This window comes from Thiomonas sp. (genome assembly GCF_034007205.1).
In the GTDB taxonomy this organism is placed as follows: domain Bacteria; phylum Pseudomonadota; class Gammaproteobacteria; order Burkholderiales; family Burkholderiaceae_C; genus Thiomonas.
Map to the genome: position 1 here is coordinate 134,533 of NZ_JAVERI010000003.1, position 20,712 is coordinate 155,244.

The following is a 20,712-nucleotide window of genomic DNA, read 5'->3' on the forward strand; positions in this document are numbered from 1 at the left end:
GACGACTTCAAGCAGAACCTTGGCATGGGCGGCCATCAGCCTGTTCGCAGCCGCGCCGCTGCAGGCCGCCACCTGCAGCCAGACCAGCCCGGCGCACCGCGTTGCGTTGGTAGAGCTTTACACCTCCGAAGGCTGCAGCAGTTGCCCGCCGGCGGATCGTTGGCTGGCGCATCAGACCGCGCTCGGTGAGGCTTCGGGGCGCGCCAACGCGGCTCAGGCCGGGCGCCTTGTGGCGCTGGCGCTGCATGTCGATTATTGGGACAGCCTGGGGTGGAAAGACGCCTTCGCCCAGCCTGCGTTCACGCAGCGGCAGCGTCAGCTCTCAGCCCTCGCGCAAACGACACTGATCTACACGCCCGAGGTCTTCATCAACGGTCGAGAGTTCCGCAAGTGGGGCTCGGAGGCTGCCTTCAACGCCGCACTCGACGTCGTCGCTCGACAAGCCGCACCTGAGCGCATCACCTTGCGGCTGGACAGCCCGAACCCGAAGACGCTGAACCTCGAAGCCCGCTTCACGCCCACCGCAGACTCCGCCATGAACGCAGGCGCGAAATCGAAAACAGCGTCGCCTGCCGATCTGCAGGCCTATGTGGCGGTCTACGAAAACGATCTGACGCGCGTCATCGGCGCCGGTGAGAACCGCGGCGCTACGCTGCATCACACCCAGGCCGTGCGGCGCTGGATCGGGCCCATCGCGCTGGCGTCGGGCCAGGGACGAATTGCGAGCAGCGTGCCGCTGGAGCCGGGCTGGAATCCCGCGCATCTGGGCGTGGCCGCATTCGTCGAAAACCGTGTCGATGGCGAGGTGCTGCAGGCGACTTCACTGCCCGCCTGCGTGGAGCCCTGACTCCGAGGTACGCACTTTGCACCGGGATCGGCGAGTACCTCAGGACAATGACCATGAACCGCATCCTCGGAGCCCTGGGTGGACGCTTGGCGCGGTATCTGGCCGCGCCCAGCCACTGCGCCCGCGCGATGGTGCCAACCGATGTTCGGGCGATACGGGCGGCCATCCGTCCGGGCGACGTGCTGCTCGTCGAGGGCAACAGCCGGTTGAGCAGCGCCATCAAATATCTCACCCATTCCAACTGGTCGCATGCCGCGCTGTATGTGGGCGAGGACCGGGGCGGCTTCATCGAGGCCGACGTGGTGGAAGGTGTGCGCGCGGTGGGCTGGAGTGAATTCGAGGGCATGGGCCTGCGTCTATGCCGCGCCGTGGCGCTGCGGCCCGATGATGCGCAGCGCGTGATTGCCGCCGCACGCGCGCGTCTCGGGCATCGCTACGACTTGCGCAACATCGTCGATCTGGCCCGCTACCTGCTGCCCACGCCGCCGATGCCGGTGCGGGCGCGGCGGCGCATTTTGTCGCTGGACAGCGGTGCAGCGCCGCCTTATGAACCCAGGCGACCTTCGCCGCAGCGGGAGAATCGCATGAGACGACGTCAATTTTTTTCGCTGGTTCTGGCCCCGGTGCTCTGCACGCTGGTCGGCAGAACCGCTCTGGCGCAGAACTCGGCTGCTGCCAAGGCGCTGGCGGAAATCGGCAAAGCCACCGTGATCACCGAGGGCAGCGGCCCACGCGTGCTCACCGTGTTCTTCGACCCCAACTGTCCCTATTGCCGACAGCTTTACAGCTCGCTGCGTCCCTACGTTGGCAAAGACGGTTTGCAGGTCGATTGGGTACCCGTGGCCATTCTTGCGCCCAGCAGCGCGGCAAAGGCGGCCGCCATCCTGCAGGCCAAGGACCGACTGCAGGCGTTTCGCGCCACAGAAGATCACGGGCTCGATCCCAACCGCCCCGCACCAACGCTGCCGAGCGCGGGGCAAATCACGGCGGCGACTCGCCAAATCCTCACCGCCAATGCTCGCGTGCTCAAGCAGACCGGGGTGTATGAGAGCGTGCCGCTGGCGGTCTATCGCGACCGCAACGGCCAGCCCCAACTCGAGATGGGCACTCCGCGTGGTCAGGCCGCTTTGAGTGCGTGGCTACAGTCGATCGGGCCCTGAGATCGCCTGACCAATAGGCTCGCCCGGTTTGCTGCATACTGCGCCGTTATCACGCTCTACAAAACAAGGAGGCATCATATGCATTCCACCCGCCGCGCTGCGCTGCGCATGGCCTTCGTTGCAACCCTCGGCGCCAGCCTCATCGGTCTGGCCCCGCTGGCCGCCGCGCAACAGACGCAGAACCCAGACGCCGTCAAAGTGCTCGGCAAGATGGGCAAGGCCACGGTGATCGCCGAAGGCCATGGGTCGCGTGTGATCTACATCTTTTTCGACGCCAACTGCCCTTATTGCCATCAGCTCTACACCGAGCTGCGCCCACGAGTCGGCAAGGATGGCCTGGAAATCCGCTGGGTACCCGTGGCCGTGCTCACTCCCACCAGCGTGACCAAGGGCGCCGCCATTCTTCAGGCGCCAGACCGCCTCAAGGCGTTTCACGAAAACGAGAACACCTACGGCAAAGGGCCGACAGGGCCGGGTGGCGGCATTGCCCCGGCCAGCAAGGTCTTGCCCGCCACCAGCGCCATCCTCAACGCCAACAACGCCTTGCTCGAAGCCACGAAATCACCGGGCGTGCCCACGCTGCTCTACCGCGACAAACAGGGCGACGCCATGCTCGTCGTCGGCCCGCCCGACGCGCAGCAGCTCAAGGACATTCTCGCGAGCGTGAAGTAGGTTTTCGGCGCTCAAGTCCAACTCACATTGCCCAGATTGAAGCTGAAATGCACCGTCTTGCTTGTTGTGGCTGGTGTTTAGTCATTTCATAGCAAACCTTGAAGATACTTTAAGTAACAAAGGCACGACCGTTCGTTTATCGTTCTCCCCGTGGCATTCGAAAGCCACGGCCACGTGGTCAAGCGTGGTCTTTCCAGTCAGGAGGACGTTGTCATGAAGTGCATCAAACCCCTGTTCGCCATCGGACTTTTCGGCCTGGCGGCAGGTCTGGGTCTGACATCTGCGAAAGCGCAGGAATCCCGTTCGAGCCACGCCGCGATCGGCGTGAGCAGCCCAAGCCAGCAAGTGATTCGCGGCCTGTATCTCGTGAAGATTTCGGGCTGCAACGATTGCCACACCCCGGGCCATGCCCAAAGCGGCGGCAACATTCCCCGAGAGGCCTGGCTGACCGGCGACACGGTGGGTTTTCGGGGCCCTTGGGGAACCACCTATCCCGCCAATCTGCGGCTGTCCATGATGCGCCTGACCGAGTCGCAATGGCTGCAATCGGCACGTCAGCCCATGCGTCCGCCGATGCCCTGGTTCGCATTGCGCGACATGTCGAACGACGATCTGCGCGCGGTTTACGCCGTCGTTCGCTACCTCGGCCCCGTAGGCGAGTCGCGTCCCGCAACCCTGTCGAGTGCGATCGGGGGATGCAACATGGCCACGATACCTCTCTCGGTGTTGAGCCTATACAGACTCGAATAACCGCTTCGAATTTTGAGATTTGAGATCACACGATAGATCGTGTCATTCCGACTGTAAAGAGACGGACTGTCGGCGGTTCGGCAAGCGCAGGTCTGGCCGGTCACATTACTTCGCCTGGCGCAGCACGGTGGCGATGGCGTCCTGCGGCAGCAGTCCGACGACAAGGTGGGCACGGCCGTCCACGGTGCGATACAGCATCACCGGGAAGGTGTGCAAACCCGCCTGGCGCATCAGCGCGGCATTGGTCTGAAGCTGGCGCAGCACCTTGGCGCTGGGGTGTTCAAGCGGGCGGATGCCGCCTGCGGGGCTGTCGCCGAAGTTCCAGTCATTCTCGTTTTTGTGGAAGGCCTTGAGCGGATGAGGCGCAGCGAGAATGGCTGCTGCCTTGCCCGGGCTGCTGGCTTGGAGCTGACCGACCGGAATCCAGCGCAACTGCAGCCCGCTTCTGCCGACTTCGGCGCGCGTGGCCAGATAGAGTTTGTGCGAAAAGGGGCAATTCGGGTCGAAGAAGATATAGACGATGCGTGGCCCGGAACCTTCCTGCACCCAGCGCGCCGTATGGATCGCAGCGAGCAGCCTGGCCGCCCGCACGGCCTCGGGGTTTGCCGACCATTCGGCGCCGGAAGTCGCCGCATCGGTCGCGCAAGCATGCCACAGCAGAGGCAGGGCAGCGGCGGGCCACGACAGACCCAGCCACAGCAGACGCCGTCGTGGCAGCGAGGGACGCTGCGAACACCGCGCATGGGGAACGGGGGCGCTTTTGTCGGGCATGGCATCCTCCCTGGAGTTCCGGCTTCACCAAAGACGACTTGACATTAAGCAGCACCGCGTCGCCTGTAAAGCACAGTTACCCCAACCGAAGCAAAGCCGCCTTGACCCAGACGTTCATAGTCTGGCGCTGCCAACAAAAAACCCGGCAGAGCCGGGTTTTGCCGTGCAGAGGCAAGCAGACCTCATTCCGGGATGAACACCTTGCCGTCGGCGATGGCCTTGAGCGTGAGCACCACGAGCAGGGCGATGAGCGCGGTGGTCAGCGCCAGCAACGTGCCGCCCAGACCGATCAGAAAGCCGCTGCCGATGATGCTGCCCATGGACAACGAGGCGATGGTGATGGCGGCCAAGGGAAAGGAATAGGCCCACCACGACATGAAGAAAGGCACCTTGCGGAACTGCGGGAGTTGATAGAACAGCAGCAGCGTGGTGAACAATCCAACATAGTACAGCACGCGGGCGAAGTTGTCGACCACGCCGCCGTCGAGCGCCAGATACGACAGGAAGCCGACCGCCGGAGGCGCGATGAGGATGAACAGCGTGGGCAGCAGCTTGGTGGCCACCGGAGGGTGGAAGAAAAAGCGGTTCATCATCACCGTGAGCAGCACGATCCAGAACACCAGGCCGACGCTGAAGAAAAACCACGAGATTTCGGGCGAGCCGTGCGTCATGCCGGCAATGGGCACCAGGATGTTGCCCACCACGGGGATGAACCAGGCCGGGGTGGAATGCTGGATCTGGTAATGCGTGTGGTGAATCCACGAGGACATGATGACCAGAGTGAACACCAGATGCAGCGCCACGCCACCCCACCACAGCGCCCACGACAGGCTCGGCAGAATGTGCAGAAAGGCGATGGACAGCAGAATGGCGCTGATGGAGATGGCCGGAAAGAAGCTGATGCGCACCGGATGGTTGAATTCGTCGAGGAATTCGCCGGGATAGCGCACCATCTTGGCGCCGTAGCCCAACAGCAGCACGATGAACAGCGCCAGTGCGAAGTAGCTCAGGCCGATGCCCACGCCAGGCGGCATGGCGAGCACCTGTGCCGATTTGTGCCAGGCGATGGCCAGGCCGGTCGTACCCATGATCGTGGCGAACAGGGTGATGGGAAAGTGCGCCAGCCAACTGCTGGCGTGCGCCGGTTCGGCGGAATGCGGGGCGGGAGTCGTGGACATGGCAGGTAAGGGAAAATAGTTGAGAAAAACGGTACGGCATTGTGGGCTTGCGTTCACAGCTCGATATTGATTGAACGCAATATTGAAAAATTTTGATACATGATTGTGACTGTAGTCACATCCCATGTCGAGCGGACGTCATTTCTATACTCTCTCCATGAAATCCCTTTTCGATTTGCGCAAAGACTACAGCCGTGCCGAACTCGACGAGGCCCACGCCGAGCAAGACCCGTTCAAGCAGTTCGAGCACTGGCTGCAGCAGGCCCTGGATGCGCAGGTGCCTGAGCCCAACGCCATGACCCTGGCCACCGTGGGCGAAAACGGCCGGCCTTCGACCCGGGTGGTGCTGATCAAGCAGGTCGATGCGCGCGGCATCGTCTGGTACACCAATTATCACAGCCGCAAGGGGCGCGAGCTGGCGGTGCACCCCTATGCGGCGCTGCAGTTCCACTGGGTGGAGCTCGAGCGCGTGGTGCGCATCGAGGGGCGCGTGGAACAGGTCAGCGCGCAAGAGTCGGATGCTTATTTCGCCACTCGGCCGCTGACTTCGCGCATCGGCGCCTGGGCCTCGCCGCAGAGCGAGCCCATCGGCGGGCGCGGCGTCTTGCTCAGGCGCGCCGCCGAATTCGGCCTGCGCTACGGCATCAGCCCACCCCGCCCGCCGCACTGGGGCGGTTATCGCCTGATACCCGATGCCTGGGAGTTCTGGCAGGGGCGGCCTTCGCGTCTGCACGACCGGCTGGCGTATGCGCTGCAGGCCGACGGCAGTTGGAAACGCCAGCGACTGGCGCCCTGAACAGGCGGCGTCAATCGTCGAGAAGTTCGAGCGTGGCCGCACTGTCGGCGCGACGAATGGCGATGCACAATTCCACATATTCGGGCAGCTCGCTCATCGGCGTCGGGTCGGCCTCGCAGGCGCAGCCCGGAATGATGCTGAAGTAACTCAGCCCCGCTTTCACCCGCAGGTCGTCGGCACTTTCACTGCGCTGCAGCACCATCAGGCTGACGTCGTCGGTCAGGGCGTGGCTGCCGCGACGGATGCCGCGCTGCAGCGGGCCGATCAGCGCCCCGGCCCGTTGCAGTTCGGCCAGCAGCACGGCGCCGAAATCGGGCTGCTTCCAGGCATCTTGTGCGGCGGGCAGGGTGAGTGTCATCGCGGGCGGTGTGCTGATCGGGTCGTTTTGCGGCATTATTGATTCCGCTGACCGCTTCTTACAACAGGGAAACTTTCATGCTTTCGTTGCCTTTCATCCATCGCCGCCATCTGTTGCGGGCCTTGGCTGCTGCCCCCTTGCTCGCCCTTTGGCCTGCAGCCCAGGCGCAAAGCGCCCGGCAGGCCGAGGGCATTCTGGCGAATATCGGCAAGGCCACGTTCATCGCAGAAGGCAAGGGGCAGCGCGCGATCTATATTTTTTTCGACCCCAACTGTCCTTTCTGCCATGAGCTCTACAAGAAGCTGCGCGGCTTCGTGGGCAGGGATGGGGTGCAGTTGCGCTGGATTGCGCTGGGCATGTTGACCCCCAGCAGCCTGCCCAAGGCGGCCGCCATTCTGCAATCGCCCGACCCGCTGAAGGCGTTTTACAAGAACGAGGACGACTATGACTTCGCTGCCAACGGCCAGCCCGGCGGCGGCATCGAACCGGCTGCGGCCATCACCCCCAAGGTGCGCGCCGCACTGGCGGCCAACCTTGCGCTCTACAACAGCGAAAAGCTGTTTGGCGTGCCAGTGGTGGTCTGGCGCAAGGCCGATGGCCGCGCCGACATGATCATCGGCGTGCCCTCTGACGCGCAGATTCGAATCATGCTCAAAGAGGCCAAGTAGGCGTCAGGGGTGATTTCTCATACGCCTTGCGCACGCAGCAGGGCGGCGTACTGGCGCCGGAGCTTGTCGACCTTCGGCGCGATCACCATCGCGCAGTAGCCCTGGTAGGGGTGGCGGGTGAAATAGTCCTGGTGCTCGGGTTCGGCGGGGCTGTAATTCGATTCCGGCGCGATTTCGGTGACGATGGGGTCGGCGAACAGCGCCTGGTCGCGCAGGCGTTGCACAAAGGCTTGCACGGTGGCGAGTTGCGCCGCGTCGTGGGTGTAGATGCCCGAGCGGTATTGCGTGCCGATGTCGTTGCCCTGCCGATTCAGGGTGGTGGGGTCGTGCAGGGCGAAGAACACATCGAGCACCGTGTCCAGACTCAGCACATCCGGGTCGAAATCCAGGCGGATGACTTCGGCGTGGCCGGTCTGTCCGGTGCAGACCTCGCGGTAACTGGGGTGCAGCGTCGTGCCGTTGCTGTAGCCGCATTCCACGCTCAGCACGCCGCGCAGCGGGCGATAGGCGGCGTCGAGGCACCAGAAACAGCCGCCGGCGAGGGTGATGCGCTGGGGCAAAGCAGGCAGATGGAAATCGGTCATGGTGCGAGAGTCCGGCATGCGGCAATTTGCCGCGGTCTGGAGATTGTCCAAAGGTGACAAAATCCGCAACTTTTCTATGGCGATTTTCGCCGACAAACCATAGCGGCTGTGTTGCTCGCAATATGAGGAGTTCTTTGATGAATAGTCGCGCTTTGACCCGCCGCCAGGTGCTGGTGATGACTTCCGCCCTGCTGATGCTGGCTACCGCTCCGGCCGCCCTGGCGCAACGCACGGGTGATATTGAAGTGACGCGGGCGCAGGCGCTGCCGTCGATCCCCGGTGCGCGCAATGGCGGCGGATTTCTGACCCTTGTCAACCACGGCAAGACCGATGACAAGATCGTGGCCGCCGCCTCTCCCGTCTGCGGCCATGTCGAGCTGCACACCATGAGCATGGAAAACAACATCATGCGCATGCGCGAGGTCGGCGATATTCCTGTGCCCGCAGGCAAGACCCTGCGCATGCAGCCAGGCAGCGGCTATCACCTGATGTTCATGGATCTGAAAGCTCCACTCAAGGTGGGCGAGATGGTGCCGGTGACGGTGAAATTCGCCAACGGCGGGCAGATGGAACTACAGCTCGAGGTCGAGCCGCGCGACAAGATTGCGGACGACGCGCCGCTGCCCGGCAAGGGGATGCACGGCGGCATGCATTGATACACACGTATCAAAACGAAGCGGGCCGCAATCCTGAAGGAATGCGGCCCGGGGTCCGACAGTCGGGTTTGCTGCCGCCTGTCAAGCTCACGCAGGGATGCATGAGGGGGGTCTAACTACAGTCCGGGTTTGGCCCGGTCTGTTTGCCGAAACAGCCGAACTGCAACGGCGAAACAAAGGTACGCCTCTTGCGCCGCCGTCGTCAAGACGAAACATGACTGGCGCAAAGGGATATGGTTGAATCGGCGCAACAGCCTCTGCGCAAGATCTTGAATTCATGTCAGTTTATTTCGCTGCCGGACGTGCCAGCAGCGCGTCGATCAGGTCTTGCATACGCGTTTTCGCCTGGGCATCGGGGACGATGGCGCGGCCCCATTCGCGCTGGGTCTCGCCGGGCCACTTGTGGGTGGCGTCCAGCCCCATCTTGCCGCCCAGTCCGGATTGCGGCGAAGCGAAGTCCAGATAATCGATCGGCGTGTTGTCCACCAGCACGGTGTCGCGTACCGGGTCCATGCGGGTGGTGATGGCCCAGATCACGTCGTTCCAGTCGCGGATGTTCACATCGTCGTCGGTGACGATGACGAACTTGGTGTAGAGAAACTGCCGCAAAAAACCCCAGATGCCGAACATCACCCGCTTGGCGTGGCCGGCATACGCCTTGCGGATGGACACCACCGCCAGCCGGTAGCTGCAGCCTTCGGGCGGCAGGTAAAAATCCGTGATCTCGGGGTATTGCTTTTGCAGGATGGGGACAAACACCTCGTTGAGCGCCACCCCCAGCACGGCGGGCTCGTCGGGCGGCTTGCCGGTATAGGTGGAGTGGTAGATCGGCTGCTCGCGGTGGGTGATGCGCTCGACCTCGAACACCGGAAACCAGTCCTGCTCGTTGTAATAACCGGTGTGGTCGCCGAACGGACCTTCGAGCGCATGGAGGTAACCGTTTTTTTCCTTCAGCGGCACGCCGGTTTCGCTCTCGCCCTGCCACCCGGTTGCGGCGGGTGGCAAATGTCCTTCGAGCACGATTTCCGCCGAGGCCGGAACCTGCAGATCGAGCCCGACGCAGCGAGCCACCTCGGTGCGTGCTCCGCGCAGCAGGCCGGCAAACTGGTATTCGCTCAGCGTGTCGGGCACAGGCGTGACCGCACCCAGCGTAGTGGCCGGATCGGCGCCCAGCGCCACGGCCACGGGGAAGGGTTGCCCCGGGTTGGCCAGAGCGAATTCCCGGAAATCGAGGGCGCCGCCGCGATGGGTGAGCCAGCGCATGATGAGCTGACGTCGGCCGATGCGCTGCTGGCGGTAAATGCCCAGATTCTGCCGCTTGCGGGGCCGAGGCACGTCTTGCGGGCCTCGCGTGACCACCAGCCCCCAGGTGAGCAGCGGCGCCACGTCGCCCGGCCAGCAGGTCTGCAGCGGCAGGCGGTTCAGATCCACCTCGCTGCCTTGGAGCACGACCTGCTGGCAGGCGGGGCGCGACACCGTGCTCGGGCGCATGTCCCACACCGCCTTGACCAGACGCATCAACTCGCCCGCGTCCTTCATGCCGCGCGGCGGTTCAGGCTCCTTCAGCCGGGCGAGCACTTCGCCGATGCGGCGCAGTTCGCTCACGTCCTGCGCGCCCATGCCCAGTGCCACGCGCTGCGGGGTGCCGAACAGATTGCCCAGAACCGGCATGGCATAGCCCGTCGGGTTTTCAAACAACACGGCCGGGCCACCGCCGCGAAGCAGGGCGTCGCACACCACCGTCATTTCGAGCTGCGGGGACACGGGCTCGGCCGTGCGTCGCAGCAGCGAAAGCGCCTCAAGCTGGGAAAGAAAGTCACGCAGATCCCGGTATTTCATATAACCAATAGAACTGAAAGATAAGACCTTATGCGTTGACCTGGAATAACGACATTCCTAAAATCCGCTCCGTGTTTGCCCTAGTTCCTTAATCCTGAATTCAGGCGGGCAACACACTCGCCCCGAAGCACGCCTTGCCGCGAACACGATACAGATCGAACGCGGCAGTCGATGCAGGCCTGCTGCAAAGGCCGCATCTTAGGCCGTCGGGCTCCCCTGGTGAGCCTGTGCTGTCGGATCTGTGCCCTTGGGAATGGGCGCTGGCTGTCTTCAGACGCCTTCTCCATTCCACTTAGACACAGGAGTGTTCCATGTTGAATGCCATGCAGTCTTCCCTGCCGCGCTTGCGTCGGCTGGTGGGAGGTTTTTGGGAATTGACCCATCAGACCTTGATGATGGTGGGCTTGTTTGTGGTGGCCGGGGGGGCGTATCTGTACTTCCAGCCTCAGGCGATGAGCTCGCTGGACCGCGGCCTCACTCAGTGGGTCATGGCGCGCAAGACGGCGTCTGACGAACTGCGGGCGCTGGCGCAAAAACCGGCCGGTGTTTTGCTGTCTGTGGCGCAGGCCGAGCCCACGCCGGGCGCTGGCCTGCCAGTGCTCACGCCGCAACAGCGCACGGTCTCCAACTGGCTGGCACGGCGCTACAGCATTGCGCCCAATGCCATGGCGCAGTTGGTCAGCGCCGCCTGGACCGTGGGCGGGCAGGAGAAACTCGATCCGCTGCTGATTCTGGCGGTGATGGCGGTCGAGTCTTCCTTCAACCCCTACGCGGCCAGCGGCGTGGGCGCCACCGGTCTCATGCAGGTGATGGCCAATGTGCACCGTGACAAATTCGCGCCTTTCGGCGGCCCGCAGGCCAGCATCGATCCGCTGGTCAATATGCGCGTGGGCGCGCTGGTACTCAAGGACGCGATTCATCGTGGCGGCTCGGTGCGCGCGGGCCTGCGCTACTACGTCGGCGCCACGAACGATGCGAGCGAGGGCGGCTATGCCAGCAAGGTGCTGGCCGAGCAGGCGCAGCTCGAACGGGTGGCGGGCCTGTCGCCCAGGCAGGTCGCCACGCCAATGACGGCCAGCGCGGGGCATATCGCGGCGCCGCAGGAGACCCCGGCCGCACCGAAATCGACGGTGGCCACCGAGCCGTCAACGGTTGAGCCAAAACACGCCTCACTCACCTGACGCGACGCGCTACCATCTTCACCTGCACGACTGGCGATAGAAACCGGCAACATCCGCGGTTTCGAGGTGGGACGAACCACCGGGGAGTGCTGGACTTTAAGCCGTTCGCCTGGGCCAGCGCCATCGCTGTCAATGATCTTCATCAGCCCAGGCTTGCGCCCTTCCACGGCTTGAAGGAAGCCGGCGCGGGCCGTTCAGACGGAAATTCGCCATGTTCGACCGCCGCATCACCCTTGCCCAGACCGATCCCGAGCTCTGGGCCGCCATTCAGTCCGAAAACCAGCGCCAGCAAGACCATATCGAGCTGATTGCCTCGGAAAACTACACCTCGCCCGCCGTCATGCAGGCACAGGGTTCGCAACTCACCAACAAATACGCCGAGGGCTATCCCGGCAAACGCTATTACGGCGGCTGCGAGTTCGTCGACATTGCCGAGCAATTGGCGATCGACCGCGTCAAGCAGCTCTTCGGTGCCGAGGCAGCCAATGTGCAGCCCAATTCCGGCTCGCAGGCCAATCAGGGCGTGTTTTTCGCCCTGCTGCAACCCGGCGACACCCTCATGGGCATGAGTCTGGCCGAGGGCGGCCACCTGACCCACGGCATGGCGCTGAACATGAGCGGCAAGTGGTTCAAGGTGGTGAGCTATGGCCTGAATGCGCAGGAAGAGATCGACTACGACGCGATGGAACGCCTGGCGCACGAGCACAGGCCCAAACTCATCATCGCCGGCGCCAGCGCCTACAGTCTGCGCATCGACTTCGAACGTTTCGCCAAAGTGGCCAAGGCCGTGGGCGCCTACTTCATGGTGGACATGGCGCATTACGCCGGGCTGATCGCCGCCGGCGTCTACCCCAATCCCGTGCCCCATGCCGACGTCGTGACCACCACCACGCACAAGAGCCTGCGCGGCCCGCGCGGCGGGGTGATTCTGATGAAAGAGCAGCATGCCAAAGCCATTAACAGCGCCATCTTTCCGGGCATCCAGGGCGGGCCGCTGATGCATGTGATCGCGGGCAAGGCGGTGGCGTTCAAGGAGGCGCTCGCCCCCGAGTTCAAGGCTTACCAGCAGCAGGTGCTGACCAATGCGCTCGTGCTGGCCGAAACGCTGACGCGGCGCGGCCTGCGCATCGTCAGCGGACGCACCGAATCGCATCTCATGCTGGTGGATCTGCGCTCCAAGCACATCACCGGCAAGGATGCCGAGAAGGTGCTGGGCGAGGCCCACCTCACGGTCAACAAGAATGCCATTCCGAAGGATCCGGAAAAGCCGTTCGTCACTTCAGGCATCCGTGTGGGCTCGCCCGCCATGACCACCCGGGGCTTCAAGGAGGCCGAGGCCGAGAAGACTGCCAACCTGATCGCCGACGTGCTGGACAACCCGCAGGATGCGGCCACGCTGGAGCGGGTGCGCGCCGAGGTGAAAAAGCTGACCGACGCCTTCCCGGTCTATTCCGCCTGAGCGGCAGTCACGCGTCCCAGGGCGGCGGCGGTGAGCGCTGACAGGCGCTCGCGCTGCCGCCCTTTTTCGTCGAAGTTTTCCGCAGCCAGCCAGCGTGTGAAGGCGGCGCGCAGTGCGGGCCATTCGCTGTCGATGATGCTGAACCAGGCGGTGTCGCGGTTGCGGCCCTTGACCACGGCGGCCTGGCGGAAGACGCCCTCGAAGCTGAATCCGAGCCGCAGCGCCGCCTGACGCGAGGCGGCGTTGAGCGCATTGCACTTCCATTCCAGCCGACGGTAGCCCAGCGCAAAAGCCTGATCCATCAGCAGGAACAGGGCTTCGGTTGCCGCGCGCTGGCGTTGCAGCAGCGGCGAGAAATAGAGATGGCCGATCTCGATGCTGCCCGCCGCCGGGGTGATGCGCAAATAACTCGCCAGTCCAGCGGCGCGTGCGGTGCTGGAGTCGATGATGGCAAAGAACAGCGGGTCCTGGCCTAGACAATTGGCCTGCATCCAGGCCTGGTAGTCGAGCGCCGAGGCGAACGGTCCGTAAGGCAGATAGTTCCAGCCGTCGCCGCGGGCATCCAGGGTCTGCGCGGCGTAGAGGTCGGCGGCGTGGCGCTGCGGGTCTGCGTGTTCCAGCGTGCAGGTCGCACCGATCAACGCGGTTCTCGTTGGTGGGGGCGGGGCGGTAAATCCGGGAACGGGCGTGCCGAGTGCAGCGGCGCAAGGGGAATGGGGCATAGGAGCTTGTCGTGCGTTCGGAGTCGGTCGATCGGCCCAGGGTCTCATGAGCGCTCCAGGGCCGGGGGTGTCTGAATTTTTGTGTTCGAGGCGCTGGGAGACTTTTCCACGGCGTCGGTCGGCGCTTGCGACGAACCGAGCGACGCGGTGGGAAAGTCGGTGGTCATCTTACGCAATGGGTCGGGTGAATCGTTCGGCGTAGAGGATGGCGAATTGATTCATGGCCTCCTTCCAGTTGTGCGCCGCGCGGCCCCAGTCGGCCGTGATGTTGCGCAGGGCCAGCCAGATCAGCTTGGCGGCTGCGTCGTCGCTGGGGAAGTGCCCGCGGGTCTTGATGATCTTGCGCAGTCGCGCGTTGATGCTCTCGATCGCGTTTGTGGTGTAGATCACTCGGCGCACCGCCGGCGGGAATGCGAAGAACGGGATCACGCGGTCCCAGGCGCGGCGCCACGCCGACACGACCGTGGGGAACTTCTGGCCCCAGAGGCCCTGCTCGAAGGCGTCGAGCTCGGCCTGCGCCGCCTCGGCACTGGTCGCCGTGTAGATCGGTTTGATCGCCGCGGCCAGTAGCTTGCGGGCGCAGGCCAGGTAGGACACATCGGTGCGCACCTTGCGGGTGTAGACCGGATAGCCGTCGAGCCCGTCGATGCGCGCGCTTGATTTCGCTATCCCAATAATCGCCCTTCACCAGGCGCACCATCAGCCGGTGTCCGCTGCGCCGGGCGAGGTCGATGAGATGGTCGATGACCAAAGGGCCGCGCTTCTGATAGGCCTGCACCACGAAGCCGATGCCGTTCCAGCCCTTGAGCGCTGGGTTGAGGCACAGGGCTTCGAGCAGGTCGAGCGAGAGTTCGAGCCGATCGGCTTCTTCGGCGTCGATATGGATGCCTAAGTCGTCGCGCCGCGCGAGTTCGACCAGCGCGGTCAGGCGCGGCAGTAACTCGTCCATCACCCGCGCATACTGGGCGCGGCTGTAGCGTGGATGCAGGGCGGAGAGTTTGACCGAAAGCCCGGGGCCCTCGAAGATGCCGCGCCCGTGCGAGGCCTTGCCGATGGCGTGCAGCGCCTGCCCGTAGGCGGTGAAGTAGCGCTGCGCATCGGCCTCGGTGATCGCCGCCTCGCCCAGCATGTCGTAGGAGTAGCGAAAGCCTTTTTTCTCCTGCGAGCGGCTGTTGGGCAGCGCCTCGGCAATGGTCTGCCAAGTGACGAACTGCTCGCCCATCAGCCGCATGGCGCGCTGCACGCCTTGGCGGATCAGCGGCTCGCCTCCTTTGCCGATGATTCGCGACAGCGCATAGGCCAAACCCTTCTCGCTGGTGGTCGCCGTGAGCCTGCCAGTCAACATCAGCACCCAGACGGCGGCGTTGACAAACAGCGAGGGCGAGTGGCCGAGATGGGACTGCCAGTGGCCGCGCCGGTCTTGTCGCGCATGAGGGCATCGCGGGTGGCGTTGTCGGGGATGCGCAGCAGCGCTTCCCCTGCGCCCATCTCGCGCCGCGCCCGCACCCCTTCGACCAGTCGCCCGGCGAGTTGGCGTACTGCCGCGCGTTGTGTGGCGTCTGGAATCTGCGCCAGCTCGATCAGCATGGGCAGACATTCCGGCTCAGGCCGATTCCAGGCCGCGGTGATGGCCGCACGCAGATCAGTTTGCGGCAACACGTTCTGCGCCCAGTCCAGAAACTGTGCAGGGTAGGATGCATCGCCCGCGTCGTCATGCGCAGCCAGTGGATGCAACGGGTTTTCAGCCGAGCCGGGTGAAGCGGTGGCGTATTCTCTGCACACTCGAAGTTTTCCACCCTGTTCAAGGTGGCCTTTTTGTAGCCTGTCGTGGATGTAGCCATTTCCATTCCTCGGTTTGCGATTGTTTGCCTGAGGCGCAACCGACGTATCGGGATTGATGCTTATCCCGACGCATTGAGATAAGTCAACTCGCCTTCCGAGAGAAAGCATGCAATGATTGGATTGATGCAACCCAAGGAGCCCAGCCATGCCATCGACCTCCCTACTGCACGACCTGCAGACCCACACCATTTTGTCGGCCCTGCAGCCTGAACAGCTTGGACGACTGCTATCCCATGCCTCCGAGGTGCAGATTCCGGTGGATGGCGTCATTTTTCTGCAGGAACAAGAAGCCGATGCGTTTTACGTCGTGCTCGAGGGCAAGGTACAGATACAGGTGCCTGCGATCAATGGTCCCGGTGTCGACGTCCAGACTCTGGGCAAATGGGATGTGATCGGCTGGTCCTGGCTCATTGCGCCTTACCGCTGGGCCTTCGAAGCCAAGGCGCTCACTCCGGTCACGCTGCTGCGCTTCGACGGCAAGGCCATCCTGAAGGAATGCGAGCACGACACCGACCTGGGCTATGCGCTGATGAAAATTTTCGCCGGGCTCATGTCCGAACGCTTGCACGCCGCCCGGCTGCGCATGATGGAATGTTGGGCGCCGCCCGGCTGGGCGTGATCGAGCGCAGGCGACATACCGTCTGGGTCGGGTTGATCGTGCGCGGCTTGCCGCGCTGAAAAGGCGTTCAGCCTCTCTGCAGACGCAGCAGACTCAGACCGAAGGCGCAGAATACCGAACCCGACACCCGCTGCGGCCAGCCCGAGGCGAACCAGACCTTCAGCCGCCTGCGGGCCATCACGGCCAGTCCCGCGTAGGTGCTCAGCGCCAGCAACGAAATCGCCATGAAGGTCAGCGTAAGGGCCAGATATTGCGGCCCGAGCGGGCGCGAGGCGGTGAGAAACTGCGGAAACAAGGCTGCGATGAACACGATCGCCTTCGGATTGCTCAGCGCCACCATCAAACCCTTGACGTATAACTTGTGCGGTTTGTTCGCATGTCCAGTTTGCATGTGCAGGTTCGATGCAGTCTGCGTGGCCGCGGGACGCTGCGCCGCATTTCGCCATTGCTGCACGCCCAGCCAGATCAGATAGGCCGCCCCCGCGACCTTCACCGCAGTGAAGGCCCATTCGGAGGATTGGAGGACGGCATCCAGCCCCAAGGCGCTGAGTGACGACAGCACCAGCAATCCGCTGATATTGCCCAGCGAAGACAGGATGGCATGCCGCCAGCCATGGTGCATGGCGTTATGGATGGACAGCATGACCGCCGGCCCTGGCGTGAACGCAGCGGCCAGCGCAAAGCTGATGAAGAGCAGGTAAGTCGTCCCGCTGGGCATGGCGACAATGGGTAGTGCGATGCGTGGTGCGATCCGCCGTGCCAATGTGAGGTTTGGTAGGCCGTGCTGGGCTCGAACCAGCGACCAAAGGATTATGAGTCCTCTGCTCTGACCAACTGAGCTAACGGCCCTACTTGTTGGGCGGTGCGGGAATGTAGCGCGCAAAAGGTGACAGTAAAAAGCGACATCTTAGCGGGGGTCAGGGCAGACGTCGGCAAGCGGGGGGGGCTGTCGGACTCGAGGTGCGGAAAGCGAAAAAGGGCGGTGTGGATGCCATGTGGCGGCGGATTTGCCGCCACATGGCCCAAGTTGTGGGGCGTAGCCGCTGCCGCAGGGCGCCGCACCGCTGTTTTGCAGCCGACGTTCCTCAGGTCCGACAGGCTCCTAAAATGCCCCGATGCCTTACGCCCATCTCCGCACCCATACCGAGTACTCCATTGTCGATGGCGCCCTGCGCGTGGACGATATGGTGCCAGCGGCCGTCTGCGACGGGCAGGGGGCGCTGGCGATCACCGATTTCAACAACCTGTTTGCCGCCGTGCGGTTCTACAAGGCCGCGCTGGATGCCGGGGTCAAGCCGATCATCGGCTGCGACGTGCTGCTGGGCAGCGCCCGCCGTCCGGGGCAGTTCACGCGCCTGTTGCTGCTGGTGCAGAACCGAACGGGGTATCTCAACCTCTGTGATTTGCTCAGCCGGGCCTGGCTGCAAAATCAGCAGCGCGGACGCGCCGTGGTGCAGTGGGAATGGCTCGAAGGCGGGCTGGCCGAAGGGCTGATCGCGCTCTCGGGCGCGCATGAAGGCGCCATCGGCGCTGCGCTGCTGCAGGGCGATACGGCCGCCGCGCGCGACTTGGCCAGACAGCACGCCGCCGTGTTCGACGGGCGCTTCTACATCGAATTGCAGCGCAGCGGCCATGCCGCCTGCGAGCCGCATGTACAGGCGGCGGTGCCGCTTGCCGCGGAACTCGGGCTGCCGGTCGTGGCCACGCATCCGGTGCAGTTCCTGCGGCGCGACGATTTCGACGCCCACGAGGCACGGGTTTGCATTGCCGAGGGCGAAACCCTGGGCAACCCGCGCCGCCAGCGCAAGTTCACCGACCAGCAGTATTTCAAGTCGCAGGCCGAGATGGAGGCGCTGTTCGCCGATGTGCCCACGGCGCTGGCCAACACCGTGGCGATTGCGCAGCGCTGCAATCTGGTGCTCGACCTAGGCAGGCCGCAACTGCCGCTGTTTCCCATTCCCGCGGGGATGACGACGACCGAATACTTCCGCCAGCAGGCGCAGGGCGGGCTGGAGCAGCGGTTGGCCGTGCTCTATCCCGATGCCACCCGCCGCGAGGCCGCCCGTGCGCGCTATCAGGAGCGGCTGGAGTACGAGCTGGGCATCATCGCCAGGATGGGCTTCGAGGGCTACTTCCTCATCGTCGCCGACTTCATCAACTGGGCGAAGAACCACGGCTGCCCGGTGGGGCCGGGACGGGGTTCGGGCGCGGGTTCGCTGGTGGCGTACAGCCTGCGCATCACCGACCTCGATCCGCTGGAGTACGCGCTGCTGTTCGAGCGTTTTCTCAACCCGGAGCGGGTGTCGATGCCCGACTTCGACATCGACTTCTGCCAAGAGAACCGCGACCGCGTCATCGACTATGTAAAGGAGAAATACGGCGTCGACGCTGTGTCGCAGATCGCCACCTTCGGCACCATGGCCGCACGCGCAGCGGTGCGCGATGTCGGGCGGGTGCTCGACCTGAGCTACACCTTCTGCGACGGCATCGCCAAGCTCATTCCCGCCAAGCCGGGTCAGCACATCACGATTGCCGATGCGCTCAAGCAGGAGCCCATGCTGGCGCAGCGCTACGAGGAGGAAGAGGAGGTCAGGCAGTTGCTCGATCTCGCCCAGCAACTCGAAGGGTTGCCGCGCAACATCGGCATGCACGCCGGCGGGGTGCTCATCGCGCCGGGCAAGCTCACCGACTTCTGCCCGCTCTACGCGCAGCCGGGCAGCACCGACGCCGTCTCGCAGTACGACAAGGACGATGTCGAAGCCGCCGGGCTGGTGAAATTCGACTTTCTCGGACTGGCCACGCTGACCATACTCGAACTCGGCGCCGAGCTGATCCGCCGCAACCACCCCGAGCGCGCCGGCTTCAAGCTCGAAGACATACCGCTGGACGATGCGGCCAGCTACCAGCTCATGGCCAAGGGCGACACCGTGGCCGTGTTCCAGCTTGAATCGCGCGGCATGCAGGGCATGCTGCGCGACGCGAAGCCCGACCGCTTCGAGGACATCATCGCCCTGGTGGCGCTGTACCGCCCCGGCCCGATGGACCTCATTCCCACCTACTGCGCGCGCAAGGCGGGCAAGGAAGACGTGGTCTACCCCGACCCGCGCATGGCGCCGGTGCTGGAGGAAACCTACGGCATCATGGTCTATCAGGAGCAGGTGATGCAGGTGGCGCAGGTCATCGGCGGCTACTCGCTCGGCGGCGCCGACCTGCTGCGCCGCGCCATGGGCAAGAAAAAACCCGAGGAGATGGCCAAGCACCGCGGCATCTTCGCCGAAGGCGCGGCCAGGAATGGCATCGAGCCGGAGAAGGCCAACGAGATCTTCGACCTGATGGAGAAGTTCGCGGGCTACGGCTTCAACAAATCGCACGCCGCCGCCTACGCCTTGCTCGCCGTGCAGACCGCCTGGATGAAGGCGCATTACCCCGCCGAATTCCTCGCGGCCAACATGAGCATCGCGCTGGACGACACCGACAAGCTCAAGGTGCTGGTGGAAGACGCGCAGGCGCGCGGCATTGCCGTGCTGCCGCCCGATGTGAACGCCTCGCAGTGGCGCTTCGATCCGGTGGACGGCAAGACCATCCGCTACGCGCTGGGGGCCATCAAGGGCAATGGTCAGGGTGCGGTGGAAGCCATGATTGCGGCCCGCCGGGAACGGCCCTTCACCTCGCTGTTCGACTTTGCCGAGCGGGTGGATCGCACCCGCCTGAACAAGCGCGTGCTCGAGGCCCTGGCCAAGGCGGGCGCTTTCGATACCCTGCATCCCGAGCGCGCCGCGGTGCTGGCCGCGGTGGAAACGGCGATGGATTACGCCGCGCAGCGCGAGGCTGCACGCCAGCAAGCCGGGCTGTTCGACCTGTTCGCCGCCGATGCCGCCGATGGCGGACACAACCCGGCGCACGAGCCGTTGCTGCCCGAGGTCGAGCCCTGGGATCTGCGCACCAAGCTCTCCTTTGAGAAAACCGCCATCGGCTACTACCTCAGCGGCCATCTGTTCGACGCCTGCGCCGAGGAGGTGCGGCGCTTCGCCCCGACTGCGCTGATGGATCTGGTGGATTCGCGCGACCCGGTGCTGATCGCCGGCATCGTGAGCGGGGTGCGGCTGGTGCAGTCGCAGCGCGGGCGCATCGCCATCCTCACCCTGGAAGATCGATCGGGCGCAATGGAGATCGTCATCGGCGAAAGCCTGCTCGACACCGTGCGCGACCGCCTGCGCGACGACGCGCTGCTGGTGCTGCGCGGCAAGGCGCAGACCGACCGCTTCAACGGCGGGCTGCGCTTCAACGCCGATGCGGTGTGGACGCTCGAAGAGGCGCGCGCCCGCCTGGGCAAGTCCATCCGCCTGCGGCTCAACGGCAGCAGCACTGCCGAACCGCTGACGGAAATCGCGCGGCAGTACGCCAGTGAAACCGGCTTGCCGCTGCTGCTCGACATCGAACGCGGCGGCGCGCAGGTCAGTCTGCGACTGGACCGCGTGCGTCTGCGTCCCGACGACGAGACACTGGCGGCGCTGCGCGAACTGGCTATGGAGGGCAGGGTGCAGGTCGTTTATGATGAAAACGGAAGGGAGATTTCCAGGGTTGGAGCCTGATCGCAGGCGCGTCGGCTT

At 64.2% G+C, this 20,712-nt stretch carries 19 protein-coding genes, 1 tRNA gene, 2 pseudogenes and 1 riboswitch; of the genes and pseudogenes, 11 read left to right on the forward strand and 11 right to left on the reverse strand.

The window, feature by feature from the left end; genetic code table 11:
• Nucleotides 1-19 precede the first annotated feature (19 nt).
• The 4 genes from RBR52_RS03635 (at nucleotide 20) to RBR52_RS03650 (ending at nucleotide 3,429) form a co-directional block, all read left to right on the forward strand.
• A complete protein-coding gene (locus RBR52_RS03635) occupies nucleotides 20-847 on the forward strand; it encodes a DUF1223 domain-containing protein (protein ID WP_320375831.1) in 828 nt (275 codons plus the stop codon).
• A 53-nt stretch (nucleotides 848-900) separates the two neighbouring features.
• Complete coding sequence (locus tag RBR52_RS03640) at nucleotides 901-2,007, forward strand: thioredoxin fold domain-containing protein (protein ID WP_320375832.1); 1,107 nt, start codon at nucleotides 901-903, stop codon at nucleotides 2,005-2,007.
• Between the two features lie 78 nt (nucleotides 2,008-2,085).
• The gene (locus RBR52_RS03645) at nucleotides 2,086-2,679 is read left to right on the forward strand and encodes a thioredoxin fold domain-containing protein (protein ID WP_320375833.1); all 594 of its coding nucleotides are present in this window, start codon (nucleotides 2,086-2,088) and stop codon (nucleotides 2,677-2,679) included.
• A 213-nt stretch (nucleotides 2,680-2,892) separates the two neighbouring features.
• Nucleotides 2,893-3,429 (forward strand): cytochrome c precursor, encoded by a 537-nt coding sequence (locus RBR52_RS03650; protein ID WP_320375834.1) that lies wholly within the window; start codon nucleotides 2,893-2,895, stop codon nucleotides 3,427-3,429.
• A 105-nt stretch (nucleotides 3,430-3,534) separates the two neighbouring features.
• Here RBR52_RS03650 and RBR52_RS03655 read toward each other — a convergent pair whose 3' ends face one another.
• Both RBR52_RS03655 and RBR52_RS03660 read right to left on the reverse strand, forming a co-directional pair.
• Nucleotides 3,535-4,200, reverse strand: coding sequence for a thioredoxin fold domain-containing protein (locus tag RBR52_RS03655; RefSeq protein WP_320375835.1), 666 nt, complete (start codon nucleotides 4,198-4,200; stop codon nucleotides 3,535-3,537).
• 182 nt (nucleotides 4,201-4,382) lie between these two features.
• Nucleotides 4,383-5,378, reverse strand: a complete 996-nt coding sequence (locus RBR52_RS03660) for an SLAC1 anion channel family protein (RefSeq protein ID WP_320375836.1) — start codon at nucleotides 5,376-5,378, stop codon at nucleotides 4,383-4,385.
• 157 nt (nucleotides 5,379-5,535) lie between these two features.
• Here RBR52_RS03660 and pdxH point away from each other — a divergent pair, with 157 nt between their 5' ends.
• Nucleotides 5,536-6,174, forward strand: a complete 639-nt coding sequence (gene pdxH, locus RBR52_RS03665) for a pyridoxamine 5'-phosphate oxidase (protein ID WP_320375837.1) — start codon at nucleotides 5,536-5,538, stop codon at nucleotides 6,172-6,174.
• A 10-nt stretch (nucleotides 6,175-6,184) separates the two neighbouring features.
• Here the strand turns inward: pdxH and RBR52_RS03670 are convergent, their stop codons facing one another.
• The gene (locus tag RBR52_RS03670) at nucleotides 6,185-6,568 is read right to left on the reverse strand and encodes a hypothetical protein (RefSeq protein ID WP_320375838.1); all 384 of its coding nucleotides are present in this window, start codon (nucleotides 6,566-6,568) and stop codon (nucleotides 6,185-6,187) included.
• 41 nt (nucleotides 6,569-6,609) lie between these two features.
• Here RBR52_RS03670 and RBR52_RS03675 point away from each other — a divergent pair, with 41 nt between their 5' ends.
• Nucleotides 6,610-7,200: a thioredoxin fold domain-containing protein gene (locus tag RBR52_RS03675; protein ID WP_320375839.1), complete on the forward strand. Its 591-nt coding sequence runs from the start codon at nucleotides 6,610-6,612 to the stop codon at nucleotides 7,198-7,200.
• Between the two features lie 17 nt (nucleotides 7,201-7,217).
• On the opposite strand, the gene msrA is transcribed toward RBR52_RS03675, so the two are convergent.
• On the reverse strand, nucleotides 7,218-7,784 hold the full coding sequence (gene msrA / locus RBR52_RS03680) for a peptide-methionine (S)-S-oxide reductase MsrA (protein WP_320375841.1): 567 nt from the start codon (nucleotides 7,782-7,784) through the stop codon (nucleotides 7,218-7,220).
• Nucleotides 7,785-7,921: 137 nt separating this feature from the next.
• On the opposite strand from msrA, the gene RBR52_RS03685 reads away from it, so the two are divergent.
• The gene (locus tag RBR52_RS03685) at nucleotides 7,922-8,440 is read left to right on the forward strand and encodes a copper chaperone PCu(A)C (RefSeq protein WP_320375842.1); all 519 of its coding nucleotides are present in this window, start codon (nucleotides 7,922-7,924) and stop codon (nucleotides 8,438-8,440) included.
• Between the two features lie 285 nt (nucleotides 8,441-8,725).
• On the opposite strand, the gene ubiD is transcribed toward RBR52_RS03685, so the two are convergent.
• Nucleotides 8,726-10,279 carry a 4-hydroxy-3-polyprenylbenzoate decarboxylase gene (gene ubiD / locus RBR52_RS03690; protein WP_320375843.1) on the reverse strand — a complete coding sequence of 518 codons (1,554 nt, stop codon included), beginning with the start codon at nucleotides 10,277-10,279 and terminating at the stop codon, nucleotides 8,726-8,728.
• A gap of 311 nt (nucleotides 10,280-10,590) precedes the next feature.
• Here ubiD and RBR52_RS03695 point away from each other — a divergent pair, with 311 nt between their 5' ends.
• Both RBR52_RS03695 and glyA read left to right on the forward strand, forming a co-directional pair.
• Nucleotides 10,591-11,460: a transglycosylase SLT domain-containing protein gene (locus RBR52_RS03695; RefSeq protein WP_320375844.1), complete on the forward strand. Its 870-nt coding sequence runs from the start codon at nucleotides 10,591-10,593 to the stop codon at nucleotides 11,458-11,460.
• A 16-nt stretch (nucleotides 11,461-11,476) separates the two neighbouring features.
• Nucleotides 11,477-11,582, forward strand: a riboswitch (ZMP/ZTP riboswitch).
• 89 nt (nucleotides 11,583-11,671) lie between these two features.
• Nucleotides 11,672-12,919 (forward strand): serine hydroxymethyltransferase, encoded by a 1,248-nt coding sequence (gene glyA, locus RBR52_RS03700; protein WP_320375845.1) that lies wholly within the window; start codon nucleotides 11,672-11,674, stop codon nucleotides 12,917-12,919.
• On the opposite strand, the gene RBR52_RS03705 is transcribed toward glyA, so the two are convergent.
• The 4 genes and pseudogenes from RBR52_RS03705 to RBR52_RS15420 all read right to left on the reverse strand — a co-directional run bounded on the left by RBR52_RS03705 (nucleotide 12,907) and on the right by RBR52_RS15420 (nucleotide 15,375).
• A complete protein-coding gene (locus tag RBR52_RS03705) occupies nucleotides 12,907-13,560 on the reverse strand; it encodes a GNAT family protein (RefSeq protein ID WP_320375846.1) in 654 nt (217 codons plus the stop codon). The two genes, glyA and RBR52_RS03705, sit on opposite strands and share 13 nt — an antisense overlap.
• A gap of 249 nt (nucleotides 13,561-13,809) precedes the next feature.
• Nucleotides 13,810-14,217: pseudogene (locus tag RBR52_RS03710) on the reverse strand (transposase); the annotation flags it as partial.
• A gap of 24 nt (nucleotides 14,218-14,241) precedes the next feature.
• A pseudogene (locus RBR52_RS15415) lies at nucleotides 14,242-15,016 on the reverse strand (proline dehydrogenase family protein); the annotation flags it as partial.
• Nucleotides 14,986-15,375 carry a hypothetical protein gene (locus RBR52_RS15420; RefSeq protein WP_413818288.1) on the reverse strand — a complete coding sequence of 130 codons (390 nt, stop codon included), beginning with the start codon at nucleotides 15,373-15,375 and terminating at the stop codon, nucleotides 14,986-14,988. The gene RBR52_RS15420 and the pseudogene RBR52_RS15415, both read right to left, overlap by 31 nt.
• A 253-nt stretch (nucleotides 15,376-15,628) precedes the next feature.
• Between RBR52_RS15420 and RBR52_RS03720 the strand changes: the two genes are divergently transcribed.
• Nucleotides 15,629-16,102, forward strand: a complete 474-nt coding sequence (locus tag RBR52_RS03720) for a cyclic nucleotide-binding domain-containing protein (protein WP_320375847.1) — start codon at nucleotides 15,629-15,631, stop codon at nucleotides 16,100-16,102.
• Between the two features lie 67 nt (nucleotides 16,103-16,169).
• On the opposite strand, the gene RBR52_RS03725 is transcribed toward RBR52_RS03720, so the two are convergent.
• Together RBR52_RS03725 and RBR52_RS03730 are read right to left on the reverse strand one after the other, a co-directional pair.
• A complete protein-coding gene (locus RBR52_RS03725) occupies nucleotides 16,170-16,820 on the reverse strand; it encodes a LysE family translocator (protein ID WP_320375848.1) in 651 nt (216 codons plus the stop codon).
• A gap of 54 nt (nucleotides 16,821-16,874) precedes the next feature.
• Nucleotides 16,875-16,951: transfer RNA gene (locus RBR52_RS03730), tRNA-Ile, on the reverse strand.
• Between the two features lie 266 nt (nucleotides 16,952-17,217).
• On the opposite strand from RBR52_RS03730, the gene dnaE reads away from it, so the two are divergent.
• Nucleotides 17,218-20,694, forward strand: coding sequence for a DNA polymerase III subunit alpha (gene dnaE / locus RBR52_RS03735; RefSeq protein ID WP_320375849.1), 3,477 nt, complete (start codon nucleotides 17,218-17,220; stop codon nucleotides 20,692-20,694).
• Nucleotides 20,695-20,712: the final 18 nt, after the last annotated feature.